This is a genomic window from Diplocloster agilis, from assembly GCF_019042275.1.
In the GTDB taxonomy this organism is placed as follows: domain Bacteria; phylum Bacillota; class Clostridia; order Lachnospirales; family Lachnospiraceae; genus Diplocloster; species Diplocloster agilis.
Genome location: NZ_JAHQCW010000002.1, coordinates 177,108 through 192,879, shown reverse-complemented (window position 1 = coordinate 192,879; position 15,772 = coordinate 177,108). Strand labels below are relative to the sequence as shown.

Annotated in this window: 11 protein-coding genes; all 11 read left to right on the top strand. The window is 51.1% G+C overall.

From position 1 onward, the window contains the following. The first annotated feature begins 67 nt into the window (after positions 1-67). The 11 genes from KTH89_RS02295 (at position 68) to mreC (ending at position 15,751) form a co-directional block, all read left to right on the top strand. Positions 68-2,284, top strand: coding sequence for a bifunctional diguanylate cyclase/phosphodiesterase (locus KTH89_RS02295; protein WP_238720466.1), 2,217 nt, complete (start codon positions 68-70; stop codon positions 2,282-2,284). A gap of 222 nt (positions 2,285-2,506) precedes the next feature. Further along, complete coding sequence (gene mutS, locus KTH89_RS02290) at positions 2,507-5,146, top strand: DNA mismatch repair protein MutS (RefSeq protein WP_158344341.1); 2,640 nt, start codon at positions 2,507-2,509, stop codon at positions 5,144-5,146. A 26-nt stretch (positions 5,147-5,172) separates the two neighbouring features. After that, positions 5,173-7,494: a DNA mismatch repair endonuclease MutL gene (mutL, locus tag KTH89_RS02285; RefSeq protein ID WP_238720465.1), complete on the top strand. Its 2,322-nt coding sequence runs from the start codon at positions 5,173-5,175 to the stop codon at positions 7,492-7,494. A gap of 45 nt (positions 7,495-7,539) precedes the next feature. Continuing rightward, entirely contained in the window at positions 7,540-8,619 is a 1,080-nt protein-coding gene (miaA, locus tag KTH89_RS02280) for a tRNA (adenosine(37)-N6)-dimethylallyltransferase MiaA (RefSeq protein WP_238720464.1), read from the top strand. Next, complete coding sequence (locus KTH89_RS02275) at positions 8,616-9,893, top strand: methionine gamma-lyase family protein (RefSeq protein ID WP_238720463.1); 1,278 nt, start codon at positions 8,616-8,618, stop codon at positions 9,891-9,893. The genes miaA and KTH89_RS02275 overlap by 4 nt, the downstream gene beginning before the upstream one ends. Further along, positions 9,890-11,161, top strand: coding sequence for a BaiN/RdsA family NAD(P)/FAD-dependent oxidoreductase (locus KTH89_RS02270; protein WP_238720462.1), 1,272 nt, complete (start codon positions 9,890-9,892; stop codon positions 11,159-11,161). Before KTH89_RS02275 ends, KTH89_RS02270 begins: the two co-directional genes overlap by 4 nt. Further along, positions 11,158-12,750 carry an NAD(P)/FAD-dependent oxidoreductase gene (locus tag KTH89_RS02265; protein ID WP_238720461.1) on the top strand — a complete coding sequence of 531 codons (1,593 nt, stop codon included), beginning with the start codon at positions 11,158-11,160 and terminating at the stop codon, positions 12,748-12,750. The genes KTH89_RS02270 and KTH89_RS02265 overlap by 4 nt, the downstream gene beginning before the upstream one ends. Positions 12,751-12,824: 74 nt before the next feature. After that, complete coding sequence (locus KTH89_RS02260; RefSeq protein WP_158344347.1) at positions 12,825-13,085, top strand: DUF4321 domain-containing protein; 261 nt, start codon at positions 12,825-12,827, stop codon at positions 13,083-13,085. 78 nt (positions 13,086-13,163) lie between these two features. Further along, positions 13,164-13,862 (top strand): RadC family protein, encoded by a 699-nt coding sequence (radC, locus tag KTH89_RS02255; RefSeq protein WP_158344348.1) that lies wholly within the window; start codon positions 13,164-13,166, stop codon positions 13,860-13,862. A 15-nt stretch (positions 13,863-13,877) separates the two neighbouring features. Further along, positions 13,878-14,894 (top strand): rod shape-determining protein, encoded by a 1,017-nt coding sequence (gene mreB / locus KTH89_RS02250; protein WP_158344349.1) that lies wholly within the window; start codon positions 13,878-13,880, stop codon positions 14,892-14,894. Between the two features lie 17 nt (positions 14,895-14,911). After that, positions 14,912-15,751 carry a rod shape-determining protein MreC gene (gene mreC / locus KTH89_RS02245; protein WP_158344350.1) on the top strand — a complete coding sequence of 280 codons (840 nt, stop codon included), beginning with the start codon at positions 14,912-14,914 and terminating at the stop codon, positions 15,749-15,751. The last annotated feature ends 21 nt before the right edge of the window (positions 15,752-15,772 follow it).

The window sequence follows — 15,772 nt, the reverse complement described above, 5'->3', positions numbered from 1 at the left end:
CTAAAATAATATTTGTCGAAAACCAGAAATCAATATGATTGGAGAATGGAGTTATACAGGAGCAGTTATGAAGAAAGTAAAAATATCAGTCATAGCTCTGACCGTGGTCATTCTGGCCATGTCTGTCATTACGGTCTGGAATGCGGCAGAACTTAATTATATTATTTCCCGTAAGACGGAGAGTTATGTAGAAGATGTATCCCTGCAATTGACCAGTGATATTGGGGCAAGATTGAAGAAAATCACCCAGGATATGAAGTCGCTGGAAGATAGTGCGCGAAAAATTTATGAATATCAGGGGGCGGAGGATTTAAAAAACTTTTTAAACTGGAAGGCCCGATTACTGGAATTTGATTCCCTGATTATAAGTTCCAGATCCGGAGAAAGCTATTCGACCGGAGATCACATAGACAATCTGCAGGAGTTTTCCGGAGTACAGGATGCTCTCAACGGTAAAAATGGAGTTTCTTTTCTGGACGGGCAGAACATCCTTTATTCGGTTCCTTTTTATATGGATGAGAAGGTGATAGGGGCCCTGTCCGGGATACGAAGCAAATCCAATATGCAAAAATTAATCCAGCCTCACAGCTTCGACGGGAAAAGCCTGACCTGCATTGCAGACTGCGAGGGAAATGTGATTATCTCGCCCACGGATCTGGATCCCTTTTTAAGACTGGATCATATTTTCACCCAGGAAACGAAAACCCATCAAAGAGAACTGCAGTCCATATATCAGATGCGGGACAATATGCGAAATCATCAGGACGGGGTGTTTACCTTCACAGCTCTTAACGGCTCCGAACTGATTCTTTCCTATAATAATCTGGAACCCTATGACTGGGTATTGCTGACGTTAGTTCCGGCGGATCTGATCACCGGGGATACGGACCGGTATGTGACCAGAACCTTTCTGATCACTGCAGGGATTATTATGGTATTTGCGTTGTCCCTGCTGATCATAACCAATACGTTCCGAAACCACAGAAAAACGCTGGAGCTGATCGCCTTTGAAGATACCGTAACCGGCGGTATGAGTAATGCGGCCTTTCAACTTAGATGCAAGGAAATGCTGCAGAAGGCCCCCGCAGGTACTTACACATTAATAGCATTGAATATGAAAGACTTTAAACTAATCAATGAAAATTTCGGAAGTCCTTCCGGGGACGCTACCCTGCGCTATATCGGACAAGTGTTAAAGAGAAATCTTAAGGAGGACGAGCTGTGCGCACGCGGGGAGGCCGATAACTTTTTCCTCTGCCTGAAAGAATCGGACAGAAACCGTATCCAGTCCAGGATGGACCGGATACTGGAGGATGTGAACTCCTTTAATCAAAACAGGGAGGAACCCTATTATTTGGCCATCTCTCAGGGAGCTTACCTGGTAGACCAGCCGTCCATGGAGATTACGCTGATCCAGGACAGGGCAAAGACGGCTTGTTTTCAGCAAAGATACCATGCGCAGCAGCCTGTCGTCTATTATGATTCCGAGATAACCAGGAAGCTGCAAAGGGAACATGAACTGAATGACTTGTTCGATATTTCCATACAAAATCATGATTTCAAGGTTTACCTTCAGCCCAAGGTGTGTCCGTACAGCAGCCGCCTGCTGGGGGCCGAAGCCCTGGTCCGCTGGCAGCATCCGAAGCAGGGAATGATCTACCCTTCCGAATTCATTCCTCTGTTTGAAAAAAACGGAAATATCTGCCGGCTGGACAATTATATGTTCGAGGAAGTCTGCATCCTGATAGAGCGATGGATCGACAATCATAAGCCGGTTATCCCGATCTCGGTCAACCTGTCTAGACAGCATTTTAAGAATCCGGAACTGCTGCCGCATCTGTCCGATATTGCCCGAAAACATCAGATAACGGATGGTATGATTGAGCTGGAATTGACGGAGTCCGTATTTTTCGACGACAAGAGAATCGAAATCGTAAAGGATAACATTAAGACCATGCATCAACTTGGATTTTTATGCTCCCTGGATGATTTCGGCACCGGTTTTTCGTCTCTTGGATTACTGAAAGAATTTGATATCGACACCATCAAGCTGGACCGCAAATTTGCCCAGGACATCACGAATCCCAAAAGCCGGCACATCCTGGCGTGTATCATGGAATTGACCAAAAATCTGAACATAAAAACGGTCGCGGAAGGAATCGAGACCCAGGAACAACTAAATGTCCTGAAAGAATTACACTGCGATCTGATCCAGGGGTATCTGTATGCAAAGCCCCTGCCCGTTGCCGAGTTTGAGCAATGGGCCCAAAATCATCTGTTCTAAACTATAAAGCTGTAGGAAAAACCGGGATTGACTCCGGAAGCCACAGGTGCGGCACCGACGCCTGTGGCACGGAATCATCCCGTTTTTCAATTGTGTATGGCGATCCCTTGCGTAACCCAACATCTAGTGGTGGGATTTTCCCTGAAATCAGGTTGTTGTGTTCCGGTAAATCAGGTGCTATAATAAAACGGATAATACGCGAAGATAAGGAAGGTTTCACAGATGGCAGAATTAACACCGATGATGCAGCAGTATGTTAAGACGAAGGAAGAGTATCAGGATTGTATTTTGTTTTATAGATTGGGTGATTTTTATGAGATGTTTTTTGAGGACGCGCTGACGGCTTCCAGGGAGTTAGAGATCACCCTGACGGGGAAGGACTGCGGCCTTGAGGAACGGGCTCCCATGTGCGGGATACCCTACCACGCGGTGGAAGGGTATCTGACGAAACTGGTAAAAAAAGGATACAAAGTGGCGATCTGCGAGCAGGTCGAGGACCCTAAGATGGCCAAGGGCCTGGTGAAACGGGAAGTAGTCCGCATCGTGACGCCGGGAACGAATTTTAATACCCAGACTTTGGATGAGTCGAAGAATAATTATCTGATGTGCATTGTTTATCTGGATGAGAAATACGGAGTTTCGGTATCCGACATTACCACCGGAGAATTTCTGGTGACGGAACTGGATACGGACCGGAAACTGATCGATGAGATCCATAAATATATGCCGTCGGAGATTATCTGCAACGACTCATTTTACGTCAGCGGAATGGATCTTGAGGATCTGCAGAACCGGTTAGGCATCACGATATATTCCCAGGATGCCTGGTATTTTGACGATGAGAAATGTATCCGGGTGCTCAAGGAGCATTTCCGGGTAGGAAGCCTGGACGGGCTGGGATTAAAGGACTATGACTGCGGCGTCATCGCCGCGGGGGCCATGTTGCAGTATCTCTATGAGACGCAGAAGACAACGCTTCAGCATATGACTACCCTGACCCCCTATGCCACCGGGAAATTTATGGTGATCGACAGTTCCACCAGGAGAAATCTGGAGCTGGTAGAAACGATGCGGGAAAAACAGAAGAAAGGGTCGCTGCTGTGGGTGCTGGACAAAACGAAAACAGCCATGGGAGCCCGCATGCTGCGCAGTTATATAGAGCAGCCCTTAATCAATGGAAAAGAGATCGAAAAAAGGCTGTCCGCCATCGAAGAACTGAACCAAAACGCGATTACCAGGGAAGAGATCCGGGAGTACCTGAATCCGGTCTACGACCTGGAACGGCTGATCAGCAAGATCAGCTATAAAACTGCCGGGCCCAGGGATTTAAACGCCTTTGCCGGTTCCCTGTATATGCTGCCGCATATTAAGTTCCTGCTGAAAAATCTGCAGGCGCCGCTGCTCCAGGAGATCTACGAGGAAATTGATGAGCTGAGCGATCTGTACGATCTGGTGAAATCATCGATCCAGGAGGAACCTCCGATCACGATCCGGGAGGGCGGGATAATCCGGGACGGCTACAATGAAGAGGTAGACAAGCTAAGACATGCCAAGACCGAGGGGAAGAACTGGCTGGCCGACCTGGAAGCCAGGGAAAAGGAAAAGTCCGGAATTAAAAATTTAAAGATAAAGTTTAACAAAGTATTTGGCTACTATCTGGAGGTTACGAATTCCTATAAAGACATGGTGCCGGATTATTTTGTCCGAAAGCAGACAATGGCAAATGCGGAGCGCTATATTACCCCGGAACTAAAAGAGCTGGAGGATATGATCCTGGGGGCGGAGGATAAGCTGACGGTGCTGGAATATAACCTGTTCTGCCAGGTAAGGGACAGGATTGCACAAGAAGTCGTGCGGATCCAGACCACGGCCCGGGCCGTCGCGAAGATCGATGTATTCGCCTCTTTAGCGCTGGTGGCGGAACGGAATCATTATGTCCGTCCGAAGGTGAATCAGAAGGGGATCATTGATATCAAGGACGGCAGGCATCCGGTTGTGGAGCGGATGATTGCCAACGATATGTTCATTCCGAACGATACGTACCTGGATCACAAGGACAAGAGAATATCCATTATCACAGGGCCGAATATGGCCGGGAAATCTACCTATATGCGGCAGGCGGCGCTGATCGTGCTGATGGCCCAGATCGGCAGCTTTGTGCCGGCCAAAAGCGCCAATATCGGGATCGTGGACCGGATCTTTACCCGGGTCGGCGCGTCCGATGATCTGGCGTCCGGGCAGAGCACGTTCATGGTGGAGATGACAGAGGTCGCCAACATTTTAAGAAACGCCACCTCGGACAGCCTTCTGATCCTGGATGAGATCGGCCGGGGAACCAGTACGTTCGACGGCTTGAGCATTGCGTGGGCCGTGGTGGAATACATAAGCAATCCGAAGCTTCTGGGGGCAAAGACGCTGTTTGCCACCCATTATCATGAGCTGACGGAGCTGGAAGGAAAATTGAACAATGTGAACAATTACTGCATCGCGGTAAAAGAAAAGGGCGACGACATCGTATTCCTGCGCAAGATCGTCAAAGGCGGCGCGGATAAGAGTTACGGAATCCAGGTGGCCAAGCTTGCCGGTGTGCCGGATCTGGTCATCGAACGGGCAAAAGAACTGGTGGAGGAGTTAAGCGACGCCGATATTACGGCGAAGGCCAGGGATATCGCCGTCAGTTCCGGCGGATTTATTTCGGAATCCCTTCATTCGATGGACGTGGAACAGATGTCTTTGTTTGATACGGTCCGGGACGATGACATTATCCTGGAATTGAGGGATATCGATATCAGCACCCTGACGCCCATCGACGCGTTAAATACCATTTACCGCCTGCAGAACAAGATTAAAAACCGGTGGTAGGAAGTCTTGCGCCACGGGAGGAAAATATGGGTAGAATAGAAGTATTAGATCAACATACAATTGACAAAATCGCGGCCGGCGAAGTGATCGAGCGGCCTTCGTCGGTAGTCAAGGAGCTGGCGGAGAATGCCATCGATGCGGGAGCCAGCTCGGTAACGGTAGAGATCAAAGAGGGAGGCATAAGCTTCATCCGGATCACAGATAATGGAAGCGGTATCGGGAAAGACCAGGTGCCGACGGCATTCCTTCGGCATTCCACCAGCAAGATCCGGGCGGTGGAGGATCTGATGACGATTCATTCCCTGGGGTTTCGGGGCGAGGCTTTATCCAGTATTGCCGCGGTTGCCCAGGTGGAACTGGTGACTAAGGTTCCTTCGGAAGCCACGGGAGTTCGCTATATCATCGAAGGGGGAAAAGAAGTCAGTCTGGAGGAAGTGGGAGCTCCCGACGGGACCACATTTCTGGTCAGAAATCTTTTCTATAATACGCCGGCCCGGAAGAAGTTTCTGAAAGCCGCCATGACGGAGGCCGGTTATATCAACGACCTGCTGATCAAATTGGCGATGTCTCATCCGGACATTTCTTTTAAATTTATTAATAATGGACAGGTGCGTCTGCATACTTCCGGAAATACAAACCTGAAGGACATTATTTACGGTGTATATGGCCGAGAGATCGCGTCCGAACTGATCGCGGTCGACGCCGGGGACGCTGCCGTGCAGATCCGGGGATTCATCGGCAAACCGGTCATATCCAGAGGCAATCGGAATTACGAAAATTATTATATCAACGGGCGGTATATTAAGAGCCAGATCATATCCAGGGCGATCGAGGACGCTTACAAAACTTTTATGATGCAGCACAAATATCCGTTTACCGTCCTGCATTTTACCATAGAAGGGGATCTGCTGGATGTCAATGTGCATCCGACTAAGATGGAACTGCGCTTTTCCAATCAGGAGGAGATGTATCAGCTGATCGTCCGGACGCTTAAGGATGCGCTGGCCGGCAGGGAGCTGATACCGGAGGTGACGCTGGATGTTGGCAAAGCGGAACAAAAGGCAGCGGAGGATCGGACGGTAGAGGGGCGGACAGCAGAGGATCGGACAACAGGGGGGCTGATCGCGGAGGAACGGGCAGCGGCAGCCGGGCGAAAAGAGATGCCGGGTAAAACGGCTGCCGTTAATCAAATGGGGTTTGAGAGGCTGGATCTGCGGCTGACCAGGAGGGGCGGCGCCCCCGGGGTAACGGCAGCGGAAGCAACGGATGCGCCGAATGCGCCGGATGCGAAAAACTTATCCGGGTCGGAATATGAAGGGCAAAGACAGGGCAATCCTTTAGATAATGGGCGGCAGCCCCAGCCGGAGGCTGTGAATGGCGGCGCAGGCCAGAAGAATCTGGAATACTTTATGGAGGAAATGCGCAGGCGCGTGCTGGCGAATCATGAGGCGCAGATGGAGACGCAGCGGCTCTATGAACAGATACGGCCGGTTCAGCAGATCAATGATCCGGGAGCAGGCAACGGGGATATTCCGGCAGAAGGACCCCAGCCGAGCGATTTATACGGGGATGGCCAGGCTGAAAAGGAAACACCGGATGCCGGTCCGGGATTTATCCGGGAGGAAAGTGATTATGGACGGACGGATGCGAAGGGCCGGGAAGAAACGGTAAGCGCAGAGGATAAGAGTGGAGCGGATGCGATTGCTGAAAGTGCTGCGGCAGCGGAACAATTGGAATTATTCGAACACCGCCTGCTGGATAAGGACTCCAGGATGGAGCACCGGATCATTGGCCAGCTGTTTGAGACCTATTGGCTGGTACAGTTTAAGGATCATCTGTATATCATTGACCAGCATGCGGCCCATGAGAAGGTATTGTATGAGAGAACTATGAAAAGCCTTGCTTCCAGGGAGTTTACATCCCAGCTGTTAAGCCCGCCGATCATTCTGACGCTTACGATGCAGGAAGCAGAGCTGCTGAAGCGGTACCAGGACTATTTCACACAGATCGGATTTGAGATCGAACCCTTCGGCGGCAATGAATACTCCGTCAGGGCGGTTCCGGACAACCTGTTCGGCATCGCGCACAAAGACCTGCTGGTGGAGCTGATCGACGGACTGGCGGATTTTCATATCACGATGGAAGCCGATATGATCAACCAAAAGATCGCGTCCATGTCATGCAAAGCCGCGGTAAAAGGAAAACAGGTTTTATCCGAGGCGGAGGCCAAAGCATTGATTGACGAGCTCCTGGAGCTTGAGAATCCTTATAACTGCCCGCATGGAAGGCCGACGATTATTTCCATGTCCAAATATGAGCTGGAAAAGAAATTTAAGAGAATTGTCTGAGGCAAAAATGATGAAACAAAGAATATTAAGACAGAAGGTGACAGCATGAAGCGGCCGCTCATAATTCTGACTGGTCCGACCGCGGTGGGGAAAACCCGTTTATCCATACGTCTGGCCAAGGCGGTCGGCGGAGAGATCATATCTGCGGATTCCATGCAGGTATACCGGCATATGGACATCGGTTCCGCAAAAATACGAGTGGAAGAAATGCAGGGAGTGCCTCATCATCTGATCGATGTCTTGTCCCCCTTTGAAGAATTTCATGTGGTAAAATTCAAAGAGCTGGCCAGGGAAGCTATGGAACAGATCTATGACAGGGGGAAGATACCGATCCTTACCGGAGGTACCGGATTTTATATCCAGGCTGTTTTATATGATATTGATTTTACCGAAAACGGAGAAGATCCGTCTGTGCGGGAGGAATTAGAAGCGCTGGCCCAGGAAAAAGGGGCGTCGTATCTGCACAGGCAGTTGGCCGAAGTAGATCCGGAATCGGCTGGTATCATTCATGAAAATAATATAAAGCGCGTTATCCGGGCGCTTGAATACTACCGGCAGACAGGACAGCCCATATCCGCTCACAATCAGGCGGAAAGGCAGAAGGAGTCCCCTTACCGGTTTTCCTATTTTGTGCTGAATGATGACCGGGCGAAACTCTATCGGCAGATTGATTCCAGGGTGGATGAGATGCTGGCGGATGGATTGGTGGACGAGGTCCGCGCCCTGAAAGCCATGGGCTGCACGAAAGACATGGTTTCCATGCAGGGCCTGGGCTACAAGGAAATTCTGGCCTTCCTCGACGGAGAATGCACGCTTGAAGACGCGGTCTATATTCTCAAACGGGATACCCGGCATTTTGCAAAGCGTCAGCTTACCTGGTTCAAAAGGGAGCGGGACGTGATCTGGGTTAATAAACCGGATTTTGACTACGATGAAGACAGAATTCTTGACTTCATGCTTAATTTGGGACATGTCCAAACTGAAACGGACATGTCCCAGACTGGAATGGACATGTCCCAAACCAAAATGGACATGTCCCAAACCGGAATGGACATGTCCCAAATCAAAATGGACATGTCCCCTATAGGCTACTCAGGAAAGGGAAACAAAGGAAAAGAAAAATGACAGAAGCAATCTATAAAGAGCTGGGCATCAGCCCGCAAGTATATCAATTTGGGAAGAAGATAGAGGAGACCCTGACGGAACGTTTTGTGCAGATCGACAAAAATGCGGAATATAACCAGCTGAAGGTGATAAAGGCCATGCAGCGGCACCGGGTAAGCGAAGCGTGCTTTGCCGCCACCAGCGGGTATGGATATAACGACCTGGGACGGGATACGCTGGAGGAAGTATACGCGTCTGCTTTTCATACGGAAAGCGCCCTGGTGCGGCCGCAGCTGACCTGCGGAACCCATGCGCTGGCGGTGGCGCTGGCGGCGAACCTGCGTCCGGGAGATGAGTTGTTCTCTCCGGTTGGGAAACCCTATGATACGTTAGAGGAGGTCATTGGAATCCGGCCCTCCAAAGGTTCCCTGGCGGAGTATGGAATCACGTACCGGCAGGTGGATCTTTTGGAGGACGGCGGCTTTGACTATGAGAATATCCGCAGCGCCATAAATGAGAAGACAAAGCTGGTGACTATTCAAAGATCCAAGGGTTATCAGACCAGGCCCACGTTATCGGTGGAGCGTATTGGCGAGCTGATCCGGTTTGTAAAAGGGATCAAGCCGGACGTAATCTGCATGGTGGACAACTGCTACGGGGAATTCGTGGAGACGACAGAGCCCACCGATGTGGGAGCGGATCTGTGCGTGGGTTCTCTGATTAAGAATCCCGGCGGCGGCCTGGCGCCTATCGGCGGCTATATTGTAGGAAAGCAGGAGCTGATCGAAAACTGTGCGTACCGTCTGACCTCACCGGGGCTGGGCAAGGAAGTCGGAGCGACGCTTGGCATACTGAATTCTTTTTACCAAGGCTTCTTTCTGGCTCCCACAGTCACAGCCAGCGCGTTAAAGGGGGCTGTTTTTGCCGCCAATGTCTACGAGGCGCTTGGATTCTCTGTGGTGCCCAATGCACGGGAGAGCCGGCATGATATTATACAGGCGGTTACCTTTGGAAAGCCGGAAGGCGTGATCGCGTTCTGCAAAGGGATACAGGCCGCAGCGCCGGTGGACAGCCATGTGACGCCGGAACCCTGGGCGATGCCCGGTTATGACAGTGATGTGATCATGGCCGCGGGCGCGTTTGTGTCGGGCTCCTCCATCGAATTAAGCGCGGATGGGCCCATCAAGCCGCCTTACGCGGTCTACTTCCAGGGAGGGCTTACATGGCCCCATGCCAAATTCGGCATTCTGATGTCCTTGCAGAAGCTGATCGACGCGGGAGTGGTAAGCCTATGAAAAAAGTCGTGATCGTGGGTGCAGGAGCATCCGGGCTGATGGCAGGCATCGCGGCGGCGCGCGCAGGCGCGCAGGTAACCATCCTGGAACATACGCCGCAGATCGGAAAAAAGATTCGCGTAACAGGCAACGGCCGGTGTAATCTGACAAATACCGACCAATCACCGGAACATTACAGAGGGACGCATCCGGAATTCGCCATGGAGGCATTGAGAAAGTTTTCCATGGCGGATACCGTTAAATTTTTCGGGGAACTTGGGATCTATACAAAAAACAGAAACGGATATCTATATCCGCATTCCGATCAGGCCGCTGATGTGGCGGAGGTGTTGATGGCGGAAAATGAACATCAGCATGTAAAAATATCCTGTAATTCCGTCGTACGGTCTATACATGTAAATGACAGAACAGGTGCGGGTAATGAAAAAGACCAGCGCTTCCTGATTGAAACGGAAAGCTGGACCTATCCGGCCGACGCCCTGATCCTGTGTACAGGTTCAAAGGCGGCTCCCAAGACCGGTTCCGACGGCAGCGGGTATCCGCTGGCCGAGCAGCTGGGACACCGGATCATAACGCCGCTGCCGGCGCTGGTGCAGCTCAAAGCGGCCGGGAAAGAGTTTCAGAAGCTCGCCGGCATACGCGCGGAAGCGAAAGTGACGTTGCGGGTGGAAGACACTTCTGTTTGTTCGGATCAGGGAGAGGTACAGCTGACCGGATATGGGATATCCGGTATCCCGGTGTTTCAGGTCAGCCGGTTTGCCGCAGAGGCGCTGGAACAGCAGAAAAAGGTCCAGGTATGGCTGGATTTCTTTCCTGAGTTTACGGCGGATAATCTGATGACGTTTTTCAAGCAGCGGATCCAACAGATATCCTATAAGCGGATGGGGCAGTTCTTCACCGGTATGCTGCCCGGGAAGCTTTCAGAGGTGCTGCTTATTAAGGCAGGGCTTAAGGCGTCTGAGCCGGTGGGCCGGCTTTCGCCGGAAGGCATGATGAAGCTGATCCTGCTGTTAAAAGCATATCCGGTGGATATCACCGGAACCAATTCCTTTGACCAGGCCCAGACCTGCGCCGGAGGGGTAGATACGCGGGAAGTCGACCCCGGCACCATGGAGTCCGGAATCGTTCCGGGCCTGTATCTGGCGGGAGAACTTTTGGATATCGACGGAGCCTGCGGCGGCTATAACCTGCAGTGGGCCTGGACAAGCGGTTATATAGCAGGAACCAGCGCGGCCGGAGGCCGGCTGCAGAGAAAGGAACAGCCATGATCCGCATTCAACAGTTAAAATTAGACATCGGCCATACTCCGGAAATGCTTCGGCAGGCAGTCGCCGACGCATTGAAGCTGCCTCCGGGACAGATAAAGAATTACCATATCGTAAGGCGCTCCATCGATGCCAGAAAAAAGCCGGACATTTTCTATGTCTACGCCGTCGATGTGGAGATCCCAAAGGAACAGCAGTTTTTGAAAAAGAGGAACAGCAAAAACCTGACCCTGGTAAAAAAACAGCGGTATCAGTTCCCGTCATCCGGAGAGCAGCCGTTGGCAACCCGGCCGGTGGTAATCGGGAGCGGCCCGGCCGGGTTGTTCTGCGCCCTTTTGTTAGCCGGACATGGATATCAGCCGCTGGTCCTGGAACGGGGAGCCGGTATGGAGGAACGAAAGACCGCAGTGGAACGGTTTTGGCGGACCGGAGTGCTGGACACGGAGTCCAATGTCCAATTCGGGGAGGGCGGAGCAGGAACCTTCTCGGACGGCAAACTGAATACCCTGGTCAAAGATCATGCCGGCCGCAGCCGGAAAGTCCTGGAGATCTTCACGGAAGCGGGGGCGTCGCCGGATATCCTGATCGAGCACAAGCCTCATATCGGCACCGATGTTCTGGAATCCGTGGTAAAAAATATCCGGCAGGAGATCATCCGCCTGGGCGGGGAGATCCGGTTCCACTCGAAAGTGACGGATCTGGAAATTAGGGATCATCGGATCTGTTCCGTGACCGTCAACGGCACCGGGCGCATTCCGGCCGAATTGGTGGTGCTGGCCATCGGACACAGCGCCAGGGATACTTTTGCCCGGTTAAAGGAACTGGCGGTTCCCATGCAGCCAAAGCCATTTGCCGTGGGAATCCGGGTGGAACATCCCCAGAATATGATCGATCTGGCCCAGTATGGGGTCCAGGCGTCGGGAAAGCTTCCGGCTGCGGACTATAAGGTTACGGCGTCCACATCTACCGGCCGCAGTGTATATTCGTTCTGCATGTGTCCGGGCGGATATGTGGTGAATGCCGGTTCGGAGCCGGGGGCTGTGGCGGTGAACGGCATGAGTTACCAGGCCCGCGGCGGTCGTAACGCCAACAGCGCTATCGTGGTGACGGTTACCCCGGAGGATTTTGGCTCCACAGATATTCTCGGGGGTGTGGAATTTCAGCGGAGGCTGGAACGAGCCGCCTTCATGGCGGGGGAGGGCCGGGTGCCGGTCCAGCTTCTGAAAGATTTTCAGGATGCCGAGCCGAGCCGGAACCTGGGAGATATCGCGCCTTCCATCAAAGGGGAGTGGAAGCTTTCGGATCTGCGGGGAGTGCTTCCGGAGGTGTTATCCAGATCCATCCTGGAAGCGATGCCTCTGTTCGACAATAAGATACCGGGCTTTGCAAGGCCAGACAGTATTCTTTCCGGTGTGGAGAGCCGCACCTCCTCCCCGGTCAGGATTCTCAGAAACCCTGCTTATGAAAGTGAAATACAGGGACTTTATCCCTGCGGCGAGGGTGCGGGATACGCGGGAGGAATCACGTCGGCGGCTATGGACGGCATGAAAACCGCGGAGGCCATTGCGCAAAGATATAAGCCTCTTGCTTAACAAATTATTAAGGAAATTATAGATATACAAGCATCCTGTTTTGTGTTAGAATAAAAAATCGGAGGATAAGGTTTATGAGAGCATCAGCAGGTAAAAATGCGTGGGCATGTTTTCTGCTCATTCTGGCAGGAATTGTACTGGGTGGCTTTATCGGCTCCCTGACAGAAGGAGTATCCTTCTTAAGCTGGCTGAATTATGGGCAGCAGTTCGGACTGGACAGTCCCATTATCCTGAATCTGGGGATTCTGGTCATCACGTTCGGGCTTCATATTAAAATAACGATAGCCAGCATTATCGGTGTCATTCTGGGAATTATAATTTACCGGATGATATAAGCAGTCAGAACCCTTAGTAGGAGCGGCGCAGCCGTATTGTCGCGATTGGAGAGAGACAATGCTAAGGAGTGATGGAATATGGAAAAAAAGAACATAACGGTTAAGGAAATGCCCAGCGAGCAGAGGCCCTACGAAAAATGCCTGGCTCTGGGCGCGGGAGCGCTGACAGACACAGAGCTTCTGGCAGTGATCATACGCAGCGGCGTCAAAGGGGAACGCAGTCTGGATCTGGCGGATCGAATTTTACAGCTATCCGGTATCGGACAGGGGGTTCTTGGAATCTGCCGTGTCGGAATACAGGATTTGATGAAGATAAAGGGAATTGGGAAAGTGAAGGCCATTCAAATACAGTGCGTGGCCGAATTGTCCAGAAGAATAGCCAAAAAAGCGGCGGCAGAGAGCCTTCGATTCGAAAGGCCGTCTACCATCGCGGATTATTATATGGAAGATTTCCGTCATCTAGAGCAGGAACATCTCATGGTGCTGCTTCTGAATTCCAAAAATCGCTTGTTGAGAGAACAGGTTATTTTCAAAGGTACCGTCAATGCTTCTTTAGTATCCCCACGGGAAATATTTATTCTGGCACTGCGTTACGGAGCGGTCAATATGATTCTGGTCCATAACCATCCCAGCGGAGATCCGTCTCCCAGCAAAGCGGATGTGGACATATCCAGAAGGATCAGAGAAACCGGAGAACTGATCGGTATCCGCATGTTAGATCATATTATTATAGGAGATCAAAAATACTGTAGTTTACAGGAAAGAGGAATTATTTAGGAGGACTAACGCAAAATGACGAACAATGTTTTTGGAGTGGATTTAGGAACGTGTAATATCAAAATCTACGACCGCCATGCCGACCAGATTTATAAAGAAAAGAATATTATAGCCATTGCCAATAAAAAGGATGTGTTTGCCATCGGGGATGAGGCCTTTGAAATGTATGAAAAAGCGCCGGCTAACATCAACGTGTTCTTTCCGATGAACAATGGCGTAATTTCCAATATCAATGCGATGCAGCAGCTGCTTTCCAAATTTTTAAACCGCCATTCAAAGGGCAATTTAAAGGGAAGTGAATTTATCATGACCTTCTCCAACGATATCACGGAAGTGGAGAAGAAAGCGTTTCATGATGTGGTGTTAAACAGCAATTTTAAACCCAAACAGGTGGATATGGTGGAAAAAGCCGTGGCGGATGCCGTGGGACTGGGCGTGGATGTTAAGAGCGCCAAGGGCGTCATGATTATCAATATCGGCGCGGATACCACCGAGATCGCCATTATCTCTCTGGGAGGAATCGTGATCAGCCGCCTGATCCATGTGGGCGGAAACCAGTTGGATGAGGATATCCAGAATGTACTGAAACGGGAGTATAATTTCTATATCGGTGACAAGACTGCCGAGAATCTGAAAAAACAGCTGGCGTGCGCCACGGACTGTGAAGAATCAAGCGCGAAGGCATATGGAATCGACGTGGTAACCGGCCTGCCGGTGGAGGTGGATGTGCCGGCTTCCCTGATCTTCGAGGCGATTTCCGATCATCTGCATACGATTATCGATTCCGTCAAGATTATACTGGAGAGGACGCCTCCGGAACTGGCCGCGGATATTGTGGCCAACGGCGTATATGTGACCGGCGGTTCTTCCAGAATCCGGAACCTGGACAAATTCATCCGCAAGGAGACGAATCTGAAAGCCAATATCGTGGAAGAGCCGGAAGAGAGCGTGGTAAGAGGGCTGGCGACCATTATCGCCGATGACAGTCTGCGTTCCCTGAACTTTGTACGGCAGACCAGGGTTTATCATTAATCGGACAGGGGTTATTCATGAGAAAGAGAAAGAAATTTTCGATACCAAGTAAATATCTGCTGCTGTTCCTGACCCTGCTTTGTATCGGGCTTATGCTGCTTACCTTTACTACGGATATGGCTACGGGGCCGCTTCGCACGGTTTCCAACTACGTGTTTGTGCCGATCCAGAAAGGGATCAATCAGATTGGCTGGTGGATCAGCGATAAGAAGGAGAATCTGGCGGATTTAAAAGAAGTCCGGGCCAAAAACCAGGAGCTGCAGCAGCAGGTGGACGAGCTGACGGCGGAGAATACGATACTTCAGCAGGACAAATTCGAGCTGGAGCGGCTGCGGGAGCTGGTGAAGCTGGATTCCGAGTATTCGGATTACCAGAAAGTCGGAGCCAGAATCATCGGAAAGGACCCGGGCAACTGGTTCGATAAGTTTCTGATTGACAAAGGCACCAACGACGGCCTTGCGGTGGACATGAATGTTATCGCAGGCGGCGGCCTGGTGGGGATCATCACCGAGGTGGGGCCTGACTACGCCACCGTGAGGTCCATCATTGACGATACCACAAATGTCAGCGCCATGATTGAGACCACCTCCGACCGCTGTATTGTGCAAGGAAATCTCCAGCTGATGAACGATGGGATCATCCAGTTCAGCGAACTGTCCGATAAAGAAAATAAGGTCAATGTGGGAGACAAGGTGGTAACATCGATTATCAGCAGTAAGTATCTGCCGCGGATATTGATCGGATATGTAAAAGAAATCAATCCGGACGCCAACAACCTGACAAAATCGGGTACGATCACTCCGGTGGTGGATTTTGAACATCTGGAAGAAGTGCTGGTGATTACGGATCTGAAATAATAATAACGGAATCGCCGGAAG